Source organism: Koromonas humicola, assembly GCF_059726255.1.
Genome location: NZ_AP040873.1, coordinates 1,520,592 through 1,545,291 on the forward strand (window position 1 = coordinate 1,520,592; position 24,700 = coordinate 1,545,291).

The 24,700-nt window shown below is 56.5% G+C and carries 15 protein-coding genes; 5 read left to right on the forward strand and 10 right to left on the reverse strand.

What is annotated here, in order from left to right:
* Positions 1 to 16: 16 nt before the first annotated feature.
* Together AC6IZD_RS06645 and AC6IZD_RS06650 are read left to right on the forward strand one after the other, a co-directional pair.
* Positions 17 to 1,837 (forward strand): ArnT family glycosyltransferase, encoded by a 1,821-nt coding sequence (locus tag AC6IZD_RS06645; protein WP_497786903.1) that lies wholly within the window; start codon positions 17 to 19, stop codon positions 1,835 to 1,837.
* Positions 1,838 to 2,079: 242 nt separating this feature from the next.
* Positions 2,080 to 2,862: a 3-hydroxybutyrate dehydrogenase gene (locus AC6IZD_RS06650; protein WP_497786904.1), complete on the forward strand. Its 783-nt coding sequence runs from the start codon at positions 2,080 to 2,082 to the stop codon at positions 2,860 to 2,862.
* A gap of 66 nt (positions 2,863 to 2,928) precedes the next feature.
* Here AC6IZD_RS06650 and AC6IZD_RS06655 read toward each other — a convergent pair whose 3' ends face one another.
* On the reverse strand, positions 2,929 to 4,152 hold the full coding sequence (locus AC6IZD_RS06655; protein WP_497786905.1) for a DEAD/DEAH box helicase: 1,224 nt from the start codon (positions 4,150 to 4,152) through the stop codon (positions 2,929 to 2,931).
* Positions 4,153 to 4,727: 575 nt separating this feature from the next.
* On the opposite strand from AC6IZD_RS06655, the gene gltB reads away from it, so the two are divergent.
* Together gltB and AC6IZD_RS06665 are read left to right on the forward strand one after the other, a co-directional pair.
* A complete protein-coding gene (gene gltB, locus AC6IZD_RS06660; RefSeq protein WP_497786906.1) occupies positions 4,728 to 9,344 on the forward strand; it encodes a glutamate synthase large subunit in 4,617 nt (1,538 codons plus the stop codon).
* Positions 9,337 to 10,761, forward strand: a complete 1,425-nt coding sequence (locus AC6IZD_RS06665) for a glutamate synthase subunit beta (RefSeq protein ID WP_497786907.1) — start codon at positions 9,337 to 9,339, stop codon at positions 10,759 to 10,761. Before gltB ends, AC6IZD_RS06665 begins: the two co-directional genes overlap by 8 nt.
* Positions 10,762 to 10,837: 76 nt before the next feature.
* On the opposite strand, the gene thrB is transcribed toward AC6IZD_RS06665, so the two are convergent.
* The 8 genes from thrB to AC6IZD_RS06705 form a co-directional block, all read right to left on the reverse strand.
* Complete coding sequence (gene thrB / locus AC6IZD_RS06670) at positions 10,838 to 11,791, reverse strand: homoserine kinase (protein WP_497786908.1); 954 nt, start codon at positions 11,789 to 11,791, stop codon at positions 10,838 to 10,840.
* Positions 11,781 to 12,989: a threonine synthase gene (gene thrC / locus AC6IZD_RS06675; RefSeq protein ID WP_497786909.1), complete on the reverse strand. Its 1,209-nt coding sequence runs from the start codon at positions 12,987 to 12,989 to the stop codon at positions 11,781 to 11,783. The genes thrB and thrC overlap by 11 nt, the downstream gene beginning before the upstream one ends.
* The gene (locus AC6IZD_RS06680; protein ID WP_497786910.1) at positions 12,989 to 14,293 is read right to left on the reverse strand and encodes a homoserine dehydrogenase; all 1,305 of its coding nucleotides are present in this window, start codon (positions 14,291 to 14,293) and stop codon (positions 12,989 to 12,991) included. Before AC6IZD_RS06680 ends, thrC begins: the two co-directional genes overlap by 1 nt.
* 29 nt (positions 14,294 to 14,322) lie before the next feature.
* Positions 14,323 to 15,735, reverse strand: a complete 1,413-nt coding sequence (locus tag AC6IZD_RS06685; RefSeq protein WP_497786911.1) for an aspartate kinase — start codon at positions 15,733 to 15,735, stop codon at positions 14,323 to 14,325.
* 304 nt (positions 15,736 to 16,039) lie between these two features.
* A complete protein-coding gene (locus AC6IZD_RS06690) occupies positions 16,040 to 16,360 on the reverse strand; it encodes a hypothetical protein (RefSeq protein WP_497786912.1) in 321 nt (106 codons plus the stop codon).
* Between the two features lie 60 nt (positions 16,361 to 16,420).
* The gene (locus tag AC6IZD_RS06695; protein ID WP_497786913.1) at positions 16,421 to 19,741 is read right to left on the reverse strand and encodes an efflux RND transporter permease subunit; all 3,321 of its coding nucleotides are present in this window, start codon (positions 19,739 to 19,741) and stop codon (positions 16,421 to 16,423) included.
* Complete coding sequence (locus AC6IZD_RS06700) at positions 19,738 to 21,036, reverse strand: efflux RND transporter periplasmic adaptor subunit (protein WP_497786914.1); 1,299 nt, start codon at positions 21,034 to 21,036, stop codon at positions 19,738 to 19,740. Before AC6IZD_RS06700 ends, AC6IZD_RS06695 begins: the two co-directional genes overlap by 4 nt.
* A complete protein-coding gene (locus AC6IZD_RS06705; protein ID WP_497786915.1) occupies positions 21,036 to 22,376 on the reverse strand; it encodes a TolC family protein in 1,341 nt (446 codons plus the stop codon). Before AC6IZD_RS06705 ends, AC6IZD_RS06700 begins: the two co-directional genes overlap by 1 nt.
* A gap of 131 nt (positions 22,377 to 22,507) precedes the next feature.
* Here AC6IZD_RS06705 and AC6IZD_RS06710 point away from each other — a divergent pair, with 131 nt between their 5' ends.
* Complete coding sequence (locus AC6IZD_RS06710; RefSeq protein WP_497786916.1) at positions 22,508 to 22,714, forward strand: hypothetical protein; 207 nt, start codon at positions 22,508 to 22,510, stop codon at positions 22,712 to 22,714.
* Positions 22,715 to 22,983: 269 nt separating this feature from the next.
* Here AC6IZD_RS06710 and groL read toward each other — a convergent pair whose 3' ends face one another.
* Positions 22,984 to 24,648 carry a chaperonin GroEL gene (groL, locus tag AC6IZD_RS06715; RefSeq protein WP_497786917.1) on the reverse strand — a complete coding sequence of 555 codons (1,665 nt, stop codon included), beginning with the start codon at positions 24,646 to 24,648 and terminating at the stop codon, positions 22,984 to 22,986.
* Between the last annotated feature and the right edge of the window lie 52 nt (positions 24,649 to 24,700).

A 24,700-nucleotide genomic window follows, 5' to 3' on the forward strand; every position in this document is an offset into this window, starting at 1 on the left:
ATCGGGATTATATGAAGTGGACCTTCTAGCTAGTCGTTCATCGCGCAGGCTTGCCTGGGCTGCGGTGTTTTTACTTTTCCTTGCCGTTTATCTCGGTTCTGCTTTCTCTCCTGCTTTACAGGACGACGTAGATACCTCACATGCCGAAGCTGCGCGAGAGATGAATCTGCGTGGCGACTATGTCACTTTGCACATCAATGGCGTGCGCTACCTGGAAAAGGCGCCGCTGATGTACTGGTTGGTTGCAGGCTGCTACCGCGTGTTCGGTGTCAACGAATTCGCTACCCGACTACCAACTGTCACGGCAATGTTCCTGCTGGTTCTGCTGGGAATCCGCTGGGGCAGACGTGCTTTCGGTGATCGCGCGGGATTGTATGCCGGAATGTTCATGGCTACCGGCGCGGGGTGTTATCTCTTCACCCGTGTCATGATTCCAGAGGCCATTCTGAGCCTGCTGATTGCAGCGGCATTCTATTGCTTCGTCGCCGCGCTCGAACGCAGAGGCTCGCGATGGGAATGGTACGCTGGATACGCGCTACTCGCCTTGGCAGTGTTGACCAAAGGCCTGTTGGCGCTCGTGGTCATCGGCATCACTCTCCCGGTGTACCTGGTGATCACCGGCGAATGGCGTCGCTGGCGTGAATTCCATGTTGGCTCAGGGATCGTGCTGTTCCTTGTGATCGCCGCACCGTGGCACATCCTCGCGGGGCTCAGGAATCCTTCCGTTGGCGACCATCACGGATTCTTTTGGTTCTACTTCGTCAACGAGCATATTCTGCGGTTCTTGGGAAAGCGCGTACCGAGGGACTACAACAAGCTTCCGGGATACCTTTACTGGACCCTGCACTTAGTTTGGTTGTTCCCGTGGAGTTTGTATCTGCCACTCGCGATACGCAGGCTGATCGGCGACTTCCGCCAGTCGAGGGCCGAGCGTAAGCCCCTGGATTTCCGCAGCCGCACACGACTGATCTGCGTACTCTGGGCGTCGGTCACTTTGCTGTTCTTCTCGCTGTCCACCAACCAGGAGTACTACACCTTCCCGGCGTACCTGGCAATGTTCCTGCTGTTAGGTGCAGCTGTTGCAGGAGAAGAGCGCGAGGTCGAGACAACTGGCGCGAAGCAGAATTGGCTGCTGGGCACATCGGCAGTAAGTGTTACAGCCCGGCTCGCATTCGCTGTGGTGCTGATTGCTGGACTTTGGTCTTCCCGACACCTGCCCTATGTGCCCGATATTGGAGATGTGCTGGCGCAGACGAACCTGGAGAACGATACGCTATCCATGGGGCATGCGCTGGATCTCACGGGTAAGTCCTTCGCTGCACTGCGGTTCCCAGCGATCCTGGCGGTGATTGCATTCCTCTTCGGATCGCTTGCCGAAATCATCTTGCGGTGGAAGCGCAAGAACTTTGCTGCGAACTGGGCTCTCGCCGTGACCATGACGGTGTTTCTCCTGGCCGCGCATGTAGCTCTGATTCGGTTTGATCCCTATCTGAGCTCTCGCAACCTGGCGAACAAAATTGCCGAACAGGTGCAACCCGAAGACAGAGTGCTGATCTACGGCGACCAGTCGTTTGGATCGTCAATCGTGTTCTATCTGCGCCATCAGGTGGAGCTCGTTAGTGGCCGTAGCACTTCGATGTGGTTTGGCTCGACATTCCCGGATGCGCCACACATCTTTTTGGAAGATCAGGATTTGGTGCGGCTGTGGAACTCAGGTACTAAGGTCTTCTTGTTTGTTCCTGACTTTCAGCAGAAAAAGGTGACCGGACTGTTGGGGCCCAATCTGCACGTGTATGCCTCGAGTTCCGGAAAAATCGTGTACACAAACCGCGATTGAATCTCAACGCTGTGAGATGTATCGGCGGACCTATGGTCCGCCGTTTCTTTTGCTGACCCAGCCTGAAGCTCTCCCACACAGCTCTAGGTGCCGAATTTGTTGTCGGAGCGGTTCCGCGAGTGGGGCAAAAAGGTTAAAGTATCTGCGCTCGGGGCAGAGGACATAACACCCATAATCTTCCTTTGAATGTGCTTTGACGCACGGACCTCAGAGCAGATCCGTAATTCACTCAGGGGGTCGAAATGCTGAAAGGTCGCAATGCGGTCGTAACAGGTTCCACCAGCGGCATTGGAGAGGGCGTTGCCCGTGCGCTGGCCGCGCAAGGTGCAAACGTGATGCTGAACGGCTTTGGAGACGCTACCGCCATAGAACAGTTGCGCACAGGAATCGCCAAGGAGTGCGGCGTGAACGTGCTCTACAATCCGGCCGATCTGTCGAAGGCAGAGGATTGTGAGGCGCTGATCCGAGACGCAGAAAAGCAACTTGGCTCGGTGGACATTCTGGTCAACAATGCGGGAATTCAGTTTGTAGCAAACATTGAAGACTTTCCTGTCGATCGTTGGAATCAGATTATCGCCATCAATCTGTCCTCTGCATTTCACACAATTCGCGCGGCACTGCCGGGAATGAAAAAGCGCGGCTGGGGACGACTCATCAACACCGCATCCACCCATGGTCTGGTTGCTTCGGCGGGCAAGGTGGCGTATGTCGCCGCAAAGCACGGAATTCTCGGTATCACCAAGACCGTTGCACTAGAAACAGCAACAAGCGGCATCACCTGCAACGCCATCTGTCCCGGATGGGTGCTTACGCCTCTTGTGCAGAAACAGATCGATGATCGTGCGAAGCGCGAAGGAATCGATGAGCCGACAGCAAGAGTGAAACTGCTTGGGGAAAAGCAACCGTCGCTCCGCTTCACCCAGCCCAGTGACATCGGCGCACTCGCCGTGTTCCTTTGTTCCGAAGCTGCGCAGAACATGACGGGCGCTAGTCTCCCCGTCGACGGAGCCTGGACTGCACAGTAAAGACGTGCGCACAAAGAAAAACGCCAGAGGCTTGGACCACTGGCGTTTTTTGTTGAGGAGCTCAGATTAAGCGAAGACTTCGCCCGGAAGGCTGTTCAGGGTTCGCGACCGCAAAGTGTTGGTGTGCGGACGGACCTTCGTGATTGCAATGGGCATAGTTGCTGGAGATGCTTTACGCATTCTGCCGAGGTCCTTGCGCTCGATGCGAAGCTTCAAAGTGCGTTCGAAGCGACGCAATTCAATCATTTCTGCTCCGCTCACGATGCTTGTTGCACGGCCGCTCATTCCAGCGCGTCCAGTGCGTCCGACGCGATGAATGAAGTCCTCGGCGAGCGAGGGCAAGTCATAATTCACGACGTGGGCAACATCTCCAACGTGAATGCCGCGAGCCGCTACATCCGTCGCAACCAGCACCTGGAAACGTCCGGCTTCAAATCCGGCCAGTGCAGCGGACCGTTGGTGTTGAGTGCGGTCTCCGTGAATCATTGATGCGGCAAAACCGTCGCGCATAAGATCCTTGGCAAGCCGTTCAGTGCCACGCTTTGTGCGGGCAAAGATCAGGGTCTTGCCCTTTTCGGCATAGAGCAGCTCGCGAAGAACATTGGTCTTCTGCATGGCAGGAACTTCGTAGGCCTGCAATTGCACGGTTTCAGCAGGCTTCAGAACGTTTCCGATCGAGATGCGAATTGCGTCTCGAGTGCACTTGTAGAGCAGTCCCTGAACTGATTTCTCGAGCGTTGCCGAGAAGCAGAGGGTCTGGCGTTCGGCGGGCAATGCAGCGATGATACGCTGGATTGCAGGCAGAAAGCCCATGTCGAGCATGCGGTCCACTTCGTCCATAACTAGCGTGCGAACTGAGCGCAGATCGATGATCTTGCGACGCATGTAATCTTCCAGACGGCCGGGAGTAGCCACCACGAGGCGTGCTCCAGAGCGCAGTGCCCGGATCTGAACCTTCTCGCTCAGACCGCCGATCACCAAGGCGGCGCGCGTTGCCTTCTTCGACCGCAGTGCTTCGTACTGCTCGTGAACCTGGATCGCGAGTTCGCGCGTAGGAACCATCACAAGGGCGTTGATTTTTCCCGCTGGCGCGGTCGCCAGCATCTCCATTACGGGAATCAAAAACGCGAGCGTCTTGCCGGTACCGGTCTGCGCTGTCGCAACTACATCACTGCCCTCGAGGGCGGGGGGAATAGCCTTAACTTGAACTGGGGTAGGTGTAACAAAATTCTTTGCCGCAAGCGCCTGTTTGAGCTGCGCCTGAATCGGCATTTCCTGAAATGTACTCATTCTTAGGGTTTTCTTCTTCTTTCTATCTGTGCGCGCAAGTTGGTATGTGTGTGCGCGCGGAAACACATATCCTGCTCAATTGTCGGGAGGAGATTTTGAGATCGAATCGCAACAGTTCCTGGCGGGGTCAACTCAGAATCGCGCATCCAACTCGCGAGATACTGAAATCATAGTATCACATTGTGATGTGATTTTCTGACGACAGAATCAGGTATTTGCCCGAGCCTGCAGCGCCGTTGTGCGCCACACAAAAACGAATATGCATGAATGGTGCGTTTTGTGCGGGCTTTTCGGCCAAACAGCCGGCCCGGACGTTGACTCTCGCTTCAATCTCGGCTAATCTCTGATATCAAACTATGCTTCACATCGCTACAACCCCGCTGACAACACCGGTGACGCTGAACGTACGCACAATGGGCGTACTTAAGCGAATTACCACCTAAGCGGGGGATAGCATTCAGGCAATCTTAAGTAGCCCGAGCACTACTCACCCGCCAAGTACAGAATTGGCGGGATTTGTGTTTTAAGGACCTGTTTCCAGCCTAGAGGCGCACTGGCAAGCGCACAGGAGAGCAATGCGAGAGAACAACGAAGTGCACGACGAGGATCACCAACAACAGCACGTCAGCGGAATGCCGCCAGCGCAGGGGCTCTATGATCCCGTTAACGAACACGACGCATGCGGTCTCGGGTTCGTTGCGAGTATTCGCGGTGAGAAGAGCCACTCCATCGTAGAGAAGGGAATCGAGGTCCTGAAGCATCTCGAACACCGCGGAGCCTGCGGTTGCGATCCCGAAACAGGCGACGGCGCAGGCGTGCTGATTCAGATTCCACATGAGTTCTTCGCTCGTGAATGTGCCTCGCAGGGCATGCAGCTACCGGACCTTGGGCAATATGCCGTGGGCATGGTTTTCTTGCCAGTAGGTAAGCTGGAACGTCTGCAATGTGAAGGTGTGGTCGAAACGATAAGTCAGGAAGAAGGGCTGGAAGTGATCGGCTGGCGCGATACTCCAGTCGATCCAACCGCGGTTGGGCGCGTCGCTCGCGGATCTCAGCCGTATATCGAGCAGATCTTCCTGAAAACGCCGGTGCCTCTGAGCGAGCGCGATTTCGAACGGAAGCTATACATCGTGCGGCGTCGGATCGAGAACAAGATCGCCCGTTCCGACATCGAAGGTAAGTCCAGCTTCTACATCCCCTCCCTCTCCTGCGTAACGATCGTCTACAAAGGCCTGCTGCTCGCCCCCCAAATTACAAAGTTCTATCCTGAGCTTCGTGATCCGCTGGTAAAGAGCGCATTGTGTCTGGTTCACCAGCGCTTCTCCACAAACACGTTTCCGAGCTGGCCTTTGGCGCACCCCTACCGCCATGTAGCGCACAATGGTGAAATCAACACCGTCAAGGGAAACGTCATCTGGATGAACGCACGCCAGAGCCTGCTTGAGTCGCCGCTTTTCGGCGAGGACCTCAAGAAGATCCTTCCCGTGATCACGCCGGGAGGCAGTGACTCTGCATCGTTTGATAACGCCGTTGAATTGCTGCTGCATTCAGGTCGCGATCTTCCGCACGTGATGGCGATGTTGATCCCGGAAGCCTGGTCGCGCAATCACCACATGGATCCTGCTACGCGCGCATTCTACGAATATCACGCTTCGTTGATGGAGCCGTGGGATGGCCCGGCATCAATCTCGTTCACCGATGGACGCCTGATTGGCGCGACGCTCGATCGAAATGGATTGCGCCCGGGCCGCTACGTTGTGACGACGGATGATCTCGTGGTGCTGTCGTCTGAGGCGGGCGTGCTGGAGTTTCCGCCGGAGCGTGTGAAGTACAAGGGCCGCCTGCAGCCGGGCCGCATGTTCCTGGTGGACACCGTCGCTGGTCGTATCGTGAGCGACGACGAAATCAAGCAGCAGCTTGCATCTCGCAAGCCGTATGCAGAATGGATTAAGCAGAACCAGATCACGTTAGATCAACTTCCTGAGCCCACGCGAATGGTCGGGCCTAGCCACGAGTCGATCATTACTCGCCAGCGCGTTTTCGGTTATACGGAAGAGGATCTGAAGATGATCCTTGAGCCGATGGCTCGCAACGGAGAAGAGCCAATTGGGTCGATGGGTGTCGATACGCCGCTAGCGTGCCTGTCCGACAAACCTCAGATCCTGTTCAATTATTTCAAGCAGTTGTTCGCACAAGTCACAAATCCTCCGATCGATCCGATTCGCGAAGACCTGCTAATGTCGCTCACAAGCTACATCGGAACCGAGCGCAACATTCTCGACGAAAGCCCGCTGAACTGCCACACCCTCAAGCTGCCGCAACCTGTGCTGACAAATCGGGACCTGGAAAAACTGCGTCGCGTCTCGAGTGGTGACCTGCTGGCGACTACGCTTTCAGCGGCATTCCGCGTCGAGGAAGATGGCTCTGGATTGAAGCGCGGACTGGATGGCCTGTGCCGGCGCGCTTCGTTTGCGGTGGAGTCTGGCTATACGCTGCTCATTCTTTCCGATCGCGGACTGGACAATGAGTACGCGCCAATTCCGTCATTGCTCGCTTTGGCCGCTGTACACAACCACTTGGTGAAGGAAGGTTCGCGTACAAAGATTGCGCTGATTGTTGAGAGCGGCGAGCCTCGTGAGGTGATGCATTTCGCTTTGCTGATTGGCTACGGTGCAAGCGCTGTGAATCCATATCTAGCAATTGAGACGTTAGAGGATATGGTGTCGCGCGGAATTCTGCCAGAGGAGATCACGGCTGAGATGGCTGTGAAGAACTTTATCAAGGCCATTGACAAAGGGTTGCTGAAAACCTTCTCGAAGATGGGCATCTCGACCCTGCAGAGCTATCGCGGCGCGCAGGTGTTTGAGGCCATTGGATTGAGCCGCGATCTGGTGAAGGAATACTTCTCGGGCACGGTTTCTCGCATTGAAGGCGTTGGACTGGATGTGATCGCGCGTGAGTCAGTGATGCGTCACGCCTACGGGTTTTTGCCGCGCAAGGATTCAGAACTGGAACTGGAAGTTGGCGGAACTTATCGCCACCGAGTTGATGGTGAGTATCACCTCATCAATCCGCAGACTATCAGCAAACTGCAGCATTCGGTGCGGCAGGGCAACGCGCAGACGTTTAAGGAATATACCGACCTCATCAACGAGCAGAACAAGCAGCTTTGCACGCTTCGCGGTCTGCTGAAGCTGAAGGAGCTCGATAAGCCAATTCCTCTGGAAGAGGTGGAGTCGGCGAAAGAGATCGTCAAGCGCTTTGCGACTGGGGCGATGTCCTACGGTTCAATCAGCAAGGAGGCGCACGAAACGCTGGCCATTGCAATGAATCGCATCGGCGGGCGTAGCAACACTGGTGAAGGCGGGGAAGATGCAGCGCGTTTCCAGCCGGATGAAACCGGCGATCTACGCCGCAGTTCGGTGAAGCAGGTTGCTTCGGCTCGTTTTGGAGTGACGGCGCATTATCTCGTGAATGCGGACGAGTTGCAGATCAAGATGGCGCAAGGTGCAAAGCCGGGCGAGGGGGGACAGTTGCCCGGACACAAGGTGGACGAAGTGATAGCACGTCTGCGGCACTCTACGCCTGGCGTGACGCTCATCTCTCCTCCGCCACATCACGACATTTACTCGATCGAAGATCTGGCTCAACTTATCTACGACCTAAAGAACGTGAACCCGCAATCGCGCATCAGCGTGAAGCTGGTTTCCGAAGTCGGTGTGGGCACGGTCGCTGCTGGCGTCGCCAAGGCGCACGCGGACGTTGTGCTCATCAGCGGAGATAGCGGCGGAACAGGCGCATCGCCTCTTAGTTCAATTCGTCATGCGGGTATTCCCTGGGAATTGGGGCTCGCCGAAGCGCAGCAGGTATTGTTGCTGAACGATCTTCGCAGCCGCATTCGTGTGCAGACGGATGGCAAGCTGCAGACCGGACGCGATGTCGTCATTGCCGCATTGCTGGGTGCAGAGGAGTTCGGCTTTGCAACAACTCCGCTGATTGCGATGGGCTGCATCATGATGCGCAAGTGCCACCTCAATACCTGTCCGGTGGGAATCGCAACGCAGGATCCGGTTTTGCGAGCGCGTTTTGCTGGGGAGCCTGAGCATGTGATTAATTTCTTCTTCTTCCTTGCCGAGCAGGTTCGCGAATACATGGCGCGACTTGGATTCCGCACCTTCGATGAGATGGTGGGAAGAGTAGATAAACTCGAAGCGAGGCTCGCAACGGAGCACTGGAAGGCCAAGGGCATCGATCTTTCGACCATTCTGTACACGCCTCCCCTACCCACGCGTGTGGCTCGCCACTGTATTCACAAGCAGGATCATGGGCTGGAGCAGGCACTCGATCACCAGTTGATGAGTGCCGTGAAACCAGCGCTCGACGAAGCGAAGCCAGTCGAGGTCTCGTTCAAGATTCAGAACGTGCACCGAACTGTTGGCAGCATGTTGAGCGGCGAAGTGGCACGGCGGTTCGGCGCTGATGGCTTGCCTGATGAGACCATTCGTCTGAACTTCCACGGTTCAGCAGGACAGAGTTTTGGCGCCTTCCTCGCAAAGGGAATCACGATGACGCTCGAGGGCGATGCCAATGACTACGTGGGCAAGGGACTCTCGGGAGGACGCATTGTGGTTTATCCGCCGCGAGAAGCGCGGTTCCGTCCCGAAGAAAACATCATTGTTGGCAACGTGGTGCTATATGGCGCGACAACTGGAGAAGCGTACTTCAGCGGCGTAGCCGGCGAGCGATTCGCAGTTCGTAATTCCGGCGCCACGGCTGTTGTCGAAGGCGTTGGCGATCACGGATGCGAGTACATGACGAAGGGCGTTGTCGTAGTGCTCGGGCCTTGCGGCAGAAACTTCGCGGCTGGCATGAGCGGCGGTATTGCCTATGTTTACGACGAGCGCGGCGACTTCCACGACAAGAGCTGCAACCTTACTTCGGTCGACCTTGAACCGGTGATGGGCGCGGAAGATGTGCGCATCCTGACTGCGCTGGTCGAGGAACATGCCAGGCGTACGGGCAGTCCACAGGCAAAGAAGATCCTAGCGAACTGGACATCAGTGCTGTCTCACTTCGTCAAGGTATTCCCTCACGAGTTGAAGAGAGTATTGGGAGTGGAACGCAGAAAGACTCAATATACCGGGTTGCGCGAGATGGCCGCGGTCGCAGCCGTGGAGGTGCAACGTGGGTAAGCCAACAGGGTTCCTGGAATTCGACAGAGCACTGCCTCAGCGCCGTGCGCCGCAAGAACGTATCAACGATTGGTTCGAGATCTATCAGCCGTTTCCGGTTGAAAACGTCCAGCAGCAGGGTGCGCGCTGCATGGAGTGTGGAGTGCCGTTCTGCCACACTGGATGTCCGGTGAACAACCACATCCCCGATTGGAATGATCTTGTTTACCACGAGCGCTGGGAAGAAGCTGTAAGACGTTTGCACTCCACCAACAACTTCCCTGAATTTACTGGGCGCATTTGTCCCGCTCCATGTGAGGCTTCTTGCGTACTTGGAATCAATCAGCCTCCAGTTACCATTCGACAGATTGAGAAGACCATAGTTGAGCGTGGATGGGACGAAGGTTGGATACGGCCTGAACCTGCAGCGGAAAAGACCGGCAAGAAGGTTGCCGTAATCGGCTCAGGTCCGTCTGGACTAGCGGCGGCGCAACAGTTAGCTCGTGCGGGACACGACGTGACCGTATACGAAAAGGCAGATCGCATTGGTGGACTGCTGCGCTACGGCATTCCCAACTTCAAGCTTGAAAAGCATGTCATCGACCGCCGCCTGAAGCAGATGGAAGCGGAGGGCGTGAAGTTTGTGACGAACGCGCACGTTGGCGTGAACGTGGACGTAGCGAAGCTGCGCAAGGAGTACGACGCGATTGTTCTGGCTGGTGGAGCAGAATGGCCTCGGGATCTGAAGGTGCCTGGGCGCGAGTTGAAGGGAATTCACTTCGCGATGGAGTTCCTGCCTCAGCAGACACATCGAGTGCTGGGCGACGTGGTTCCCGACGGGGGCGCCATTCTGGCCACAGGGAAGAAGGTTGTCATCATTGGCGGCGGTGACACGGGAGCCGATTGCCTCGGCACCAGCCTGCGCCAGGGCGCCGCGAGTGTGCGGCAGTTTGAGATCATGCCCAGACCGCCAGAGACACGCTCGGAGAAAACTCCGTGGCCGATGTGGCCATTGCAGTTGCGAACCGAAAGCTCGCATGAAGAGGGCGGAACGCGCGAGTGGAGTCTGAATACAGTGCGCTTCGAAGGTGATGCCGACGGCAACGTCAAAGGCATGCATGTCGTGCAGGTTGGGCCTCCTCCGAAGTTCGAGCCTGTGCCCGGGACGGAGACTGTGATCGAAGCAGATCTCGTCCTGTTGGCTATGGGGTTCCTCGGTCCAGTGCGCAATGGAATGCTTGAGCAGTTCGGAGTCGCTCTAGATGCTCGCGGCAATGTCGCGACAAATGAGCATGGAATGACTTCGGTCGAAGGCGTCTTCGCAGCCGGCGACTTGCGGCGTGGTCAGTCGCTCGTCGTTTGGGCAATCGCAGAGGGCCGCAAGGCTGCGGAGCAAGTGAATGCTTACCTGAGTTCGGCGAAGGCTGCAGGCGCATAGACTAGCAACAGCACAACAAAAAGAAGGCGGCTTCGGGCCGCCTTCGCTATTTGTTACAAGTTTCAGGAAGAGAGTTCTATGCCTTCCAGCTGCTCGCGCTTTCCACACAGAAACTGCGCGCCTGCATGATGCCGCAAGGTTTTCCAGGTGCGTTGGTAGGATGCACTTGGAGTGTACGAATCTTGAACGGAATAGATTTACGAGTGTAAATGCCTTGCAGCAGCGCGCTGATCTCATCGAGATTCTGTTGAGCGAAGGCGACAACCGAGGGTCCCGCACCGCTCAAACAAACCCCGAGCAGGCTGGGGTGCCGCAGTTCGAGTGCCTCTTTCAATCCCGGGACGATCTCAGCCCGGTAAGGCTGGTGTAGTCGATCTTCGAGAGCTTCGCGCAGGAGCGCAAAATCAGCGGTGCGCAAAGCTTCCAATAAGAACGCAACACGCTGCACATTGAAAATAGCGTCGCCTCGCGAAATCATCTCGGGCAGCACGGCTCGTGACGTGGCAGTAGCTAGATGTAATTCCGGGGTTACCACAACAATCGCGAGCGACTCAGGCCAGATCGCGCGTAGCACCCTCAGAGCGCCTGGGACCTCGCAACTGACCGTTAGGCCGCCTAAGAGCGCAGCAGCAATGTTGTCCGGATGACCTTCAAGTTCGCATGCGGTGGTAAGCAATTCCTGCTCATCAAGTGGACCACTTACGGCTTCGAACAATCGCAAGCCCGCGACCGTGGCAGCAGCGCTGCTGCCAAGTCCGCCCTTCATCGGAATGTCACTTTCGACTTGTACATTGAGGGAGGGAATTGCGAAGTTGTGTCGTGCGGCGATGAAGCGAAACGCCCTCTCGATGTAGTTCTCGCCCTCAAGTCGTTGGTTCAGAAACTCGAATTGCAAGTTCCCCATGCCCGGCATCACGCGGACGTGCATAGTGAGGTATAGCTGAACGGCGACAGCGAGCGTGTCGAAGCCTGGTCCAAGGTTAGCGATGGAGCCGGGCACGCAAATGACAATCTCGTCGTTAGTGCGCATATGCTTCCTCCCGCTGATGAGCGCGGATGATGAAGTTGGTATCTTTCAACCCATGGCCAGTAAGAATAGCTACGACACTGGCGTCCTTTGGGATGGCCCCTTTCGTGCGCAGTTTTCGCAGTCCGGCAAGTGTCGCGGCCGATGCGGGTTCGCACCCAATGCCGTCGCAGCCAATCACGCCCTTTGCCTCTGCAATCTCGTCGTCGGTAACATCGAGTACCTGGCCTCCCGTCGCTCTCACTCCATGCAGAGATTTCTTCCATGAACGCGGATTGCCGATCCGAATGGCCGTAGCGACCGTTTCGGGATGTTCAACAGGCGAAAGCTCGTCAGCGCTGTCGCGCCACAACTGTGCAAACGGATTAGCTCCCGCAGCTTGCACAACGATCATGCGCGGCGCTCGTTCGATCAATCCGAAACGAAGCAGTTCATCAAACGCTTTGCCGAACGCGGCTGAGTTTCCGAGGTTGCCTCCGGGCACAACGAGATAATCCGGAGCCTGCCAGTTGAGTTGATCCATTAGCTCGAACATCGTGGTCTTCTGGCCCTCGATGCGGAAAGGATTGATTGAGTTCAGAAAATAGATTCCTTCCCTAGTCTTCTCCAGCAGAGTGTTCAGTGCATCGTCGAAGCTTCCTTCGATCTCTACCACCTCGGCCCCAAAGTCGAGTGCCTGCGCTAGTTTGTTCAGCGAAACCTGTCCTGCAGGCAGATAGACACGTCCTACAAGTCCGGCACGTGCTGCATAAGCCGCAAGCGAGGCGGCGGTGTTTCCGGTAGATGCGCAGGCGACGATCTTGGCGCCCGTGTGTACGGCTTCGGTCATGCCGACCGTCATTCCTAAATCTTTGAAGCAGCCAGTGGGGTTCCATCCGAGATGCTTGAATTGAAGGTCGGAGACTCCGGCCCAAGTTGCCGTTTTGTTTCCTCGCACCAGAGGCGTGTTGCCCTCGCCAATCGTGACGATTTCTGATTCCGGGTAGTCGGGTAAGAATTCGCGATAACGCCACACACCGCTAATATCGCGGGGATCCCGCGATCGGCGACGTTCGCTCCAAATCTCCTTCAAGGCAGAAGCCGAAAGCTTTGGCTCATCAACTTCGACTTCGAGCAACTCGCCGCATTTTGGACAAGACAATACTGGCTCGTGCAGATCCAGCTTGGTCGAGCAATTTACATTAAAACAGCGCAGTTGCATTAGAGCTCCTTCGTAAGAATCGGCATGGTCAACGGCGGGTGGACCAAGAAATCGAGCTTGCGGATATCGTCCATCGCTCTTTCGAGTTCTTCGGCTCCGCAATGTTCCACTGTGACAACGAAGGGAAGAGCGTCTTTGTCGAAGCCCGGCTTCTGCAAAAGGGCATCAATGTTTATCTTGTGCTTCGCGAGTGCATTGGCGATAGCGGCTACAATTCCCGGGCGATCACGCACGGTGAACCGTAGATAGTGGGCCGAGGAGAAGTTCCCGCTTACCGGAAGCTCGTCGGCTGCGGTGAAAGGACGAGCATGGCCTGCACGTCCGCGTGCTACGTCGAGCAGATCGCTAACTACCGCTACAGCCGTGGAGTGACCGCCAGCACCATGTCCGCTGAAGGCGGTTTGTCCGCCGTACTTACCGGTCGAAAGTACGAGGTTCAGACTCCCAGTGATGTGTGCCATCGGAGAGTCGATGGGCACTAGTGCGGGCTGAACTGATGCATAGATCTGGCCGTCGCGACGTTCGGCACGTGAGATTTGTCGAATGGTGCAGCCGAGTTCGTGCGAGTAGATGAAGTCAACTGCGTCGAGACTGCGGATCGATACGCATGGGATCTGCTCCGGTTGGACAACAGCCTTCAGTCCGATGCGGGAGAGGATGACCAGCTTGGCGCGGGCATCATATCCATCTACATCGTCGGTCGGATCGGCTTCTGCGAAGCCTGCCTTTTGCGCTTCCACAAGCGCCTCTTCGAAAGAAACACCTTCGCGCTCGACCTTGGTAAGAATGTAATTGCAGGTTCCGTTGAGGATGCCGCAAACTTTATAGAGTTGATCTCCCGCGAGTCCTTCCTGCAAGGCATCAATGACCGGCACCCCACCCGCAACAGATGCTCCGAAAGCGAGCGCTGCACTATTTTCACGAGCGAGCGCCGAGAGTTGCGGACCGTGTTGCGCAATCAGCTTCTTATTGGCGGTGACAACGGACTTGCCCGCCTTCAGCGCGCGCGTAATCCACTCGTGTGCGGGGCTGAGTCCGCCGACGAGTTCGACGACAATGTCTGCATCAGAGGCAAGCACCTGCTCGATGTCTTTCGACCAAGCAACCTTATTGTTGACCCAATCAACGCGCTTGCTTTCGACATTGCGATTGAAGATGTGCGTGAGCTTCAGTGGCGAGTGCTCGGGTTGATCGCTCAAGATGCGAGCGACGGCGCTGCCTACAGTCCCAAATCCCAGAATGGCTACCTTCAAAGCGGGAGCCTGAGCCGGGGAAGCCTGATCAAATGCGGTGCTAGTAGACAAAGTGTTTCTCCAATGTTGTATTGCCGTTGTTACGCTTGAGCCGTTTCGCACGAGGCCGTCGACGGTCGCGACGATACGCAAGAAGGCTGCTCAAATAAATGGCGGTGTAGTTGTTGGACAGATCTCACTGCATCCTTTTCTTCTACAACAAAGCTGACGCTAATTTCAGTCGAACCCTGCGCGATCATGCGGATGTTGACTCCGGAAGCGGCAATCACGCTGAAGACTTCGGAGGCGATTCCGATTCGGCCTCGAATGTCTTCACCAACGAGGCAGATGATCGCCATTTCAGGCTGAAATTCAACTTCGCCCAGCGCTTCAAGTTCGGAGATCAACCGCAATAGCTCCTGATTTCCTTCGACCGCAACAGATGCAGTTGCACCCGAGATGGCAACGATCTCGCTCTTCAGGTGATGCCAGCGCAGCAAGCTGAAGAGATCATCCAGAAAGCGAAGTGAGCCAACATGACGCGGTGCCCGCACGTTGAAAATCGAAATGTTGCGCTTGAGTGCGATGGCACGGAAAGCTGAAGGCCCATGCGATGCAGCCGCGCGAATGATGGTTCCGGCCTCGTTTGGTTTATGGGAGTTCAAAACGGCGACCGGAATATCGTGCTCGACTGCGGGCAGCAGAGTGGCCGGATGCAACACCTTTGCTCCGAAGCAGGCGAGCTCAGTGGCTTCGTGGAAACTGATTTCCTCGATGCGCTGCGCCTTAGGACAGATCCGCGGATCGGTAGTGAGAATGCCGTTTACGTCCGTCCATATCTCGATGCGGTCGGCCGAGAGCGCTGCACCGACAATGGCCGCAGAATAATCGGAGCCACCACGACCGAGAGTGGTAATCTCGCCCGACTCGCTCGACGAAATGAAGCCCCCCATGACAGGGACCAGGTTCTGCTCGATTACGTGCGGGATCACTTCGAGGAGCCTTGCGCGAGTTTGGGAGGGAAGAACGTTTGCGGCGGGGTGATGGGACTCGGTAACAATGAACTTTCTGGAGTCGGCGAGCGAAGCGGAAATTCCTAGTGCACTGAATGCCGAGGCGACTAACGAACTCGATAACACTTCGCCATACGAAAGCATGTGCGAGTTTTGCGCGGGAGAGATCGACCGCTGTGCGGCGAGCTGCGTGATCAGCCCCGTGCACTCGGCGAGCCGGGCATCCAGTTCATCGAGATATTCCAACCTGGGACCGGCTCCGAGTATGTCCTCGGCTGCAGCCACGTGCCGGGAGCGGATACCATCCAGCAGGGCAAGAGCAGCGCTGAGGTCACTGCGTGCCGCAGTTTCGGCTATCTGCACCAATTTGTCGGTCACCCCACCCATCGCGCTCACCACTACGACTGGTTGCTCCGACTGTCGAGAAGCGACGATGGATGCGACACGCCGAATTGCGGTAGCGTCTTGCACCGAGGTGCCGCCGAACTTCATTACGATCATTACCGCTCCTTGATTTCCACCAAAACAAAGAACCCATCGTCTGTTGGCGATGGGTTCTGGAAGTGTGCGAATCAGTTTTGTTTAGCTGATCTCTTCGCGGAACTCACATGCGCCCGGTGTCAGGCATGTTGTTGTGCCTGTTGTCATTGTCCGGGATGTCATAGTAATTCGCATGTAAGTGTGATGAAGATAGCGAAAGCACAGGGCAAAGTCAAGCTCTGAACTGCGTTTCGCCATTGAAACGTGGGTGCAAGCACCAACGTGCCTGATGGCGTTGCACCTCAATTGACTGAGATGACGAAAACTACTTCGCGGCTGCCACAGAAGTTACAGTCAACGTATTTCCGTTCAGGTTGCCGCTCACTGTCGCCTTCTTGCCTGCCAGTGCACTGACTTCAGAGGTCTTGCCGGCGAGGACGTATGTCTTTCCGTTTGCGACTACCGCGAACTTCGCTCCATGCTTTGCGCACTCACGAATGCACTCGGCATCGGACTTGCCGGGCATCATGTGCTTACCAGCTTTGCACATATCGTCAGTGATCAGTCCGGTGACGGTCGTCGGTGCGGCGAGCGCGGGAAGCGCCATTGCACTGAGAAGCATGAGAGAGGCAAACATCTTTTTCATCGTGTTACTCCTTTAATTGTTTCGAATCGTTCAACCTTGTTGAATATCGAGAATCACGCCTTACATCGTGACATGATCAATTTCGTTTTCCGGTACTCCGTTCAATGCCGCCGAGCGTCGAATCGCAGGTCGGAGTTCGAAGTTCCACTTCCAAATCGCGAACAGTGGTGGATACACGATCAACTCCATCAGGAACGACGTTACGATTCCGCCCACCATTGGCACTGCGATGCGCTTCATGACATCCGCACCAGCTCCGGTTGACCACAGGATGGGAAGAAGTCCGAAGATCATGCAGGCAACGGTCATCACCTTGGGACGGAGTCTCTTCACAGCTCCATGCTCGATAGCATCGCGCAGTTGTTTCCATGATGAGAGTTGGCCACGCGCTGCCGCCTCTGCGCATGAGAGATCCAAGTACAACAGCATAAACACAGCAGTTTCGGCATCGACTCCGAGCAGAGCGATTAAACCGACCCACACGGCAACGCTCATGTTGTAACCCATCCAATGCAGCAGCCATATGGCGCCGATTGCAGAGAAGGGCACTGCCAGCAAAATGATAGATGTCTTTACGACGGAGCCCGTGTTTGCGTACAGCAGCAGGAACACAGCAAAGATCGTAATAGGCAGCACAATCTTCAGCCGTTCGCGTACGCGCTGAATCGACTCGTACTGACCGCTCCATACAAGTTGATAGCCAGTGGGCACGTTGACCTTCGAATTCACCGCGCGTTGCGCGTCGGCAACGTAGCTGCCGATGTCACGTCCAGCTACATCGACAAATACGTAGCCACTCAGCCGCCCATTTTCATCCCGGATCATCCCAGGTCCGGTACGCATGGACAGCGTCGCAAGCTCTCCGAGCGGAACCTGGGCGCCGTTAGGAATCTGCACGAGCACGCGTTCGAGCGATTGCAAGTCACTGCGGTATCCGCGCAAGTAGCGGATGCTCACCGCATAGCGTTCGCGACCTTCGACCGTGGTCGTAGCTGTCTGTCCTCCAACGGCGGACATGATGACGGATTGTGCATCATCGATGTTGAGACCGTAGCGAGCAAGCGCATCACGCTTCAGATCGAAGTCGAGGAAGTATCCACCTGTGGTGCGTTCGGCGTACACGCTGGCCGTTCCCGGCACACTGTGAAGTGTCTGCTCTACGTCGTGACCGATATGCTCAATCTCTTCCAGGCTCGATCCAAGAACCTTGATGCCGAGAGGGGTCCGCACGCCGGTGGTAAGCATGTCTATACGACCCTTAATCGGCATCGTCCAGGCATTCGTAACGCCGGGGAAGGTGAGTGCTTCGTTGAGACCACCGGGGCCATAGATCAGTTCATTGGTCGTTTGGCGGTCGGGCCAGATGCGGCTCAGAACCGAGTGCGTCCACTGCGGCATGTGATGTGTGTACCAGCGTTCTTGAACTGGCCACTCATCTCGGGGCTTCAGCACAACAACAGTTTCCATCATCGAGAACGGAGCCGGATCGGTCGCACTCTCGACGCGTCCAGCCTTGCCGAAGACCGATTTTACCTGCGGATAGCTGCTGAGAATTCGGTCCTGCTCATGCAGCAGCAAACTCGCCTGTCCAACGGAGATACCCGGAGTCGTGGTGGGCATGTAGAGTAGCGTGCCCTCGTCTAGCGGGGGCATGAACTCCGATCCCAGTCTGTTGTACACCGGGATGGTCACTGCCATCAGCACCAGGGCGGCAGTAATCGGAATCCACTTATGCTCCAGTGAGAACTCGACTACCGGCTGATAAATTTTCATCAAAGGCTTGCTGATCGGATGCTCTTCTTCGCTCCGAATCTTGCCTACGAGCACCGCATTAGTCACTCGCGACAGCCACTTCGGGCGGAAGTTGTACTCCTTCATGTGCGTAAAGATCAGGCGCATTGCAGGGTCGAGCGTGATGGCCAGCAACGCAGCAATGACCATTGCCAGCGTTTTCGTGAGCGCCAGCGGTTTGAACAAGCGGCCTTCCTGCGCTTCAAGAGCGAAGACTGGAAGGAACGAGACAGCGATCACCAGGAGAGCAAAGAAGCTTGGCCCACCGACTTCCTTCACCGCATCGATCACAACGCGCCGGTAATCCTCTTTGCGCCCGCCTTCTTGCCAGTGTTCAAGTTTCTTGTGCGTCTGCTCAACGACAACGATCGCGGCATCGACCATTGCACCAATCGCTACCGCAATTCCGCCCAGCGACATGATGTTTGCCGTCATTCCCGAAAGCTGAAGTGGAATGAAGGCGATTAGCACGGTCACCGGAATGGTAATAATCGGAATCGCAGCACTCGGAAAGTGCCACAGGAAAATCAGGATCACCAGGCTGACGATGATCAGTTCCTCTACCAACGTATGGCGCAGGTTATCGACCGCACGATTGATCAGCTCAGAACGGTCGTAAACAGGCACGATGCGCAGGCCCTTGGGCAGCGATGGCTGTACAAGCTCGATCTGCTTCTTTACACGTTGAATGACCTTCTCTGCGTTCTCGCCCACACGCATCACAACCACGCCGCCGACGGCTTCGCCCTTGCCGTCCAGATCGGTGACGCCACGCCGCATCGCCGGACCGTAGGTGACCGTCGCAACATCGCGAACACGAACGGGAGTTCCGCTCTGAGCGTTATTGATGAGAACGATGTTGCCGATATCATCAAGCGAGCGCAGGTAACCACGGCCGCGCACCATGTACTCGCGCCCACTGAACTCGACAAGTCGTCCGCCAACGTCATTGTTCGACTTGCTGATCGCGTCAGCGACCGCGTTCACCGGAAGTTTGTAAGCCTGCAGACGATTCGGATCGAGGTTCACCTGGTACTCGCGAACGAAGCCGCCAACAGGTGCCACTTCAGCTACGCCGGGCAGCGATTGCAGCGAGTACCGCAGATACCAGTCCTGATAGCTCCGCATCTGCTCAAGGCTGTATTGCCCCGTGTCGTCGATGAGAGCGTACTGGTACACCCACCCCACCGCAGTCGCGTCCTTTGCAAGCTCGATGCTCGCCTCTTTTGGGAGTCGTGACGTGATGGAGTTCAGATACTCGAGCGTGCGCGACCGCGCCCAGTAAATATCGGTTCCTTCTTCGAAAACGATGTAAATATAGGAATATCCGAAGTCAGAAAAGCCGCGAATATCTTTTACCTTCGGCATTCCGAGGAGCGCCGACGTAATCGGATACGTGAGTTGGTCTTCGATAATGTCAGGACTGCGATCCCACTTGGCATACACGATGACTTGCGTATCGCTCAGGTCGGGGATGGCATCCAGCTTGGTGTTGGTCATCGCGCGATAGCCAAACACGGCGGCCAGCGCGACAAGGATCAACACCAAGACACGATGATGAGCGCTGAATTCTATGATTGCGCTTATCATTTCATGCCTCCCATGTTCATCGGAGCATTAAGCTTCGTATCCGAGTCGAGTAGGAAGTTGCCGCTCTGGACAATGGTTTCGCCCTTGTTCACGCCTGAAGTCAGGATGGTCTTGCCATCGACGGTTGCGCCGATCGTGACGGCACGCGGTTCAAACGTCGAATCGTCCTGCGCGACGAAGACGGTCTGCATCGTGCCGCTATTGAGGACTGCTTCGGCGGGCACAATGATGTGGTGGCCGTAGTTAATCTTGAGTTCCACGTCGGCGAGCATATTTGGCTTTAGCACCATGCCTGGATTCGCAACATCGATGCGGATCTTCGCCGTATGCGTTTGCGGATCGAGCACGGGGAATGTATAGGCAACGCGTCCGGTGATACCTTTTCCCGGCGCGTAAGGGAAGTGAATGATCGCCGTTTGCCCAGCCTTCACATAGGGGAGATCGGCTTCGAACACGTCCGCCGTCACCCATACGCGCGAAAGATCGGCAATCGTATAGAGGTCTGTATCGCCCGATGTAGAGGTGTGTGGGAAAGCCTTGCGGTCTGTGATGTATCCGCTTACGGGCGAGTACACGGTGATCGTCTTGCTTACCGCGCCGCTGCGATCGAGTTCGGCAATCTGCTTGTCCGTCATGTCCCACAGCTTCAGGCGCTCCCGTGCGGAAGCCATCAGCGATTGCGAACTCTTCGCCACATCTTCGTACTGCGATTTCCCAAGCTCCTGCATCCCGCGCCTGGCGATCAAGTACTCCTGTTGCGTGGCGACGAGGTCGGGGCTATACACGGTGAAGAGTGGCTGGCCTTTTTTTACGAGCTGGCCGACGAAGTTTGCGTAAACTTCCTCCACCCATCCCGCAGTCTTCACGTGTACGTGTCCAATGCGCGTTTCATCGGCAGTCACTACGCCCGAAGTGCGAAGCGTGCGGCTGACGTCCTGTTCATCTACGGTGGTCAGGCGCACACCGAGCGCACGCTGCTGGGTGGTGGGCATGTGGATGAGTCCCTGCTCGGTTGTTGGTTGTTCCGATGGCGTTTTTGATTCATACATCGGAACGAGTTCCATCCCGCAGTCAGGAGCGATGCCCGCTTTGTCCGAGTGATAGGCGGGATGCATTGGGTCATACCAGTACAGAATCTTCTTTTGTGGCTCCGAAGTCGCTGTCGACGCGGTTGCCTGCGCGACCGTGTGCGAGCTGTGTAATTCCGCACGCTTCCCATAGACAAGAAACGCAATGAGGGCGACGGCGGCTACTACAGCGCCCAGGCGGGCAATGGTGCGAATTTTGGGATTCATTAGTGTGCCTCCGTTCCGGTTGGCGCTTCCATGTCGCCGGTAAATCCGTGAATGCGCGCGATAGCGATTTCGTAATCGGCGCGCTGACGGTAGTAGTCAAGTTCGTATGAATAGATAGCTGTGTAGCTGGTGAGCACCGTGAGGAAATCAACAGAGCCCACTGTGTACGAGGATTGCGCGGAATCTCGTGCCAGCCGTGCCTGAGGCAATATCGCCTGATCGTAGAGGTCGAGCATCTGCTTCGCGGTTTCGGCCACGGAGTACGCCTGCTTCAGCTCATAGCTCAGTTCCAGGCGCCGAGCCTCCTGCCCCTGCTTTGCTGCGCGAACGCGCAACTCACTCTCGACCACTTCCTGCTTGTAACGGTCGCGATGAAGGTAGGGAAGGTTCACCGTGAACTGCATGCCATGCATATCCGGCATGCCCGGACGCTGCTGGTACATGTAGCCGACGTTCAGGTCTGGAACTGCGTCCTTGCGGCTCAGAGCTAGCGCGGCGTTTTCCTTTTCACTCATGCGCTTCTCGCGCGCGAGCATGAGGTCGTTTGCTTCTGCTTCTCGAGCGAGCGCATCCATTGGCGGCAATGAGCTGTGAGCGGGTTCGGCGGGCGCGGCCAGTGGGGAGTCGGGCGCACGACCCATCAACGTATTCAGGCGGCTAGCTGACACCGAGCGTTGTTGACGCAGAGTGGCCGTCCGCTGAAGAAGCATGGAAATTTCAAGCCGAGCCCTGAGCACATCCTGCTGCATGGCTTTGCCAACTCGATAGCGTCCCTCAGTAATGTCGGCAAGTTGTTGGAGCCTTTCATGATTCTGTTCCGTGATTTTCAGAGCGAGGTCGTAATAGTAATAATCAAAGAAAGCTGCTCTAGCTTCGGTAACTAGATTTCGTTGTGCTGAGCTCTGCGAGACCTCTTCGACTGCAACATCCCGACGCGCTACTTCGCGCTGCAATCCGCGCTTTCCACCCAGCGGAAGCATCTGCATCACGGTGAGTCCGCGATAGCTCGACGGATCGTTATTCTGCACCTTGAATGGAACCGGATCCCCCATCCATGACAGGGTTACATTTGGGTCGGGCAGAACGCCCACTTGCGAAACATGTGCTCGTTGCGCAGCTACCAGTGATGCCGCCCGCCCGAGCCCGGGATTGGCAGCAAGAGCTTCGCGAACAACATCCTCCAGGCGGAGCTCACTGTTAGCTTGCAGAGCCGCCCCGGTAGCGACCTGTTGCGCGCTCTGCTGAGTGTCCTGATTCGTACCTTGGGCGCTTCCCGAGGTACTTGCCTGTGCCAGCGCCATTGGCGCGAGTGCAAGCGTCAAGCATAGTTCTCTAAACATTTCTTATCTCTTTTCCGTGCATAGCAAAGTCATGCGCGCGCGACAAAGTCGGGCGCAACTCAGCGGCGGAGAAGAGATCTCAGATCAGTAAAGTGCAGAGGCGTTGCAACGGTGATAACAAGGGGGGTGGCGTGCTGATCTCTGCGGTGCACGACGCAGGCGCGACAGGCCGCTGTGCAGAATACGCCGGTGCCGGCATCAGCGCGATCTGTACCGGAGGCACGATCTGCGCGGCGGACACACTAGTGGCAGGTGCGGGAGCCTTGCGTTGGCAGCAGGGCATTGCTGGAGGTGCTGGCGCGTGCGAAGGCAGTCCAGCGGACCAGCCTACATCTTGATTGTGGCTGCACATGGGGCAACCATCGTCAGTACTCGACTGTGCAGGCCTGCAAATCGCCAGCCCCAGGACCGGTGCCAAGAGCACGGCCAGGAGCAAAGCTGACGAGATGAGTCTGCGGATCTGCATAAATTGCTTATACACCCAATCCTGACTTCAGAATTGTGACTGTAGTCACTTTTCCTCTTTTTAGGATGTCTGGAACTCGGCTCTGGTCGCAAAAAGCCCCGCCTCTCGGGCGGGGCTTCCTGTTCTGCAACTTTCTACAGCTTAGTACATTCCGCCCATGCCGCCCGCACCCGGGTGCGCAGCAGGCTCTGGCTTCGGTTCCGGAATCTCAGCGATCAGGGCTTCCGTGGTCAGCATCAGGGCCGCAATAGATCCTGCGTTCTGCAGGGCGGTGCGGGTCACCTTGGTCGGGTCGATGACGCCGGCCTTGACCAGATCAGTGAATTGGCTGCTCTGGGCGTTGTAGCCGTACGCCTGATCCTTGTTGTCGCGGATCTTGCCGATGACGACAGCGCCTTCTTCACCAGCATTGGCAACGATCTGGCGCAGCGGCTCTTCCAGGGCGCGCTTTACGATGTTGGCACCGATCTGCTCGTCACCTTCCAGCTTCAGAGCTTCCACGGCCGGAATGCAACGGATCAGGGCAACGCCGCCGCCCGGAACGATGCCTTCCTCGACCGCAGCGCGGGTTGCGTGCATTGCGTCTTCCACGCGAGCCTTCTTTTCCTTCATTTCGGTCTCAGTGGCTGCACCGACCTTGATCACTGCAACACCGCCCACGAGCTTCGCCAGGCGTTCCTGGAGCTTTTCGCGGTCATAGTCGCTGGTGGTCTTTTCGATCTGCGCACGGATTTCCTTGACGCGACCGGAGATGTCCTCTGCCTTGCCGGCTCCCTCGACGATGGTCGTGTTGTCCTTGTCGATGGTGACCTTTTTGGCATTGCCGAGATCAGCGAGCGTGATGTTTTCGAGCTTCAGGCCGAGGTCTTCGGTGATGGCCTTTCCGCCGGTCAGGATCGCGATGTCCTGCAGCATGGCCTTGCGGCGATCGCCAAAGCCAGGAGCCTTGACGGCGGCAACGTTCAGGGTGCCGCGCAGCTTGTTGACCACCAGGGTCGCAAGCGCTTCACCGTCGATGTCTTCGGCGATGATCACGAGCGGACGGCCGCTCTTCGCAACCTGCTCGAGCAGGGGCAGCAGGTCCTTCATGCTGCTGATCTTCTTTTCGTGGATCAGGATAACGGCGTTGTCGAGAACAGCTTCCATGCGCTCGGCATCGGTCACGAAGTAGGGCGAAAGATAGCCACGGTCAAACTGCATGCCTTCGACGACTTCAAGCTGCGTCTCCATGGTCTTTGCTTCTTCCACGGTGATCACGCCGTCCTTGCCGACCTTCTTCATCGCTTCAGCGATGATGTGGCCGATGGTCTCGTCGTTGTTGGCGGAAATGGTGCCCACCTGGGCGATCAGCTCTTCGCGGTCAACCGGCTTGCTCAGCTTGTCGAGAGCGCCAGGAACGCGGTTGCCTTCCTTGTCCACAGTACCGTTGACGGCAACAATGGCCTTCTCGATTCCGCGCTTCAGAGCCATCGGGTTCGCGCCGGCGGCAACGGTCTTCACGCCTTCGCGGAAGATCGACTGTGCCAGAACGGTCGCGGTGGTGGTGCCGTCGCCGGCGATGTCGCTGGTCTTGCTGGCGACTTCCTTCACCATCTGCGCGCCCATGTTCTCAAGCGTGTCCTTCAGCTCGATTTCCTTGGCGACGGTGACGCCGTCCTTGGTGATGAGCGGGGAACCAAACTTCTTCTCGATAACAACGTTGCGGCCCTTCGGTCCAAGCGTGACCTTAACTGCGTCTGCCAGGACATTGACGCCGCGGAGAATAGACTGACGGGAATCCTCACCGTGAACAATCTGTTTTGCCATTGCTTAAAGCTCCTATCGGAATCTTGTTCTGCTCCACCTGTATTGGTGAAGG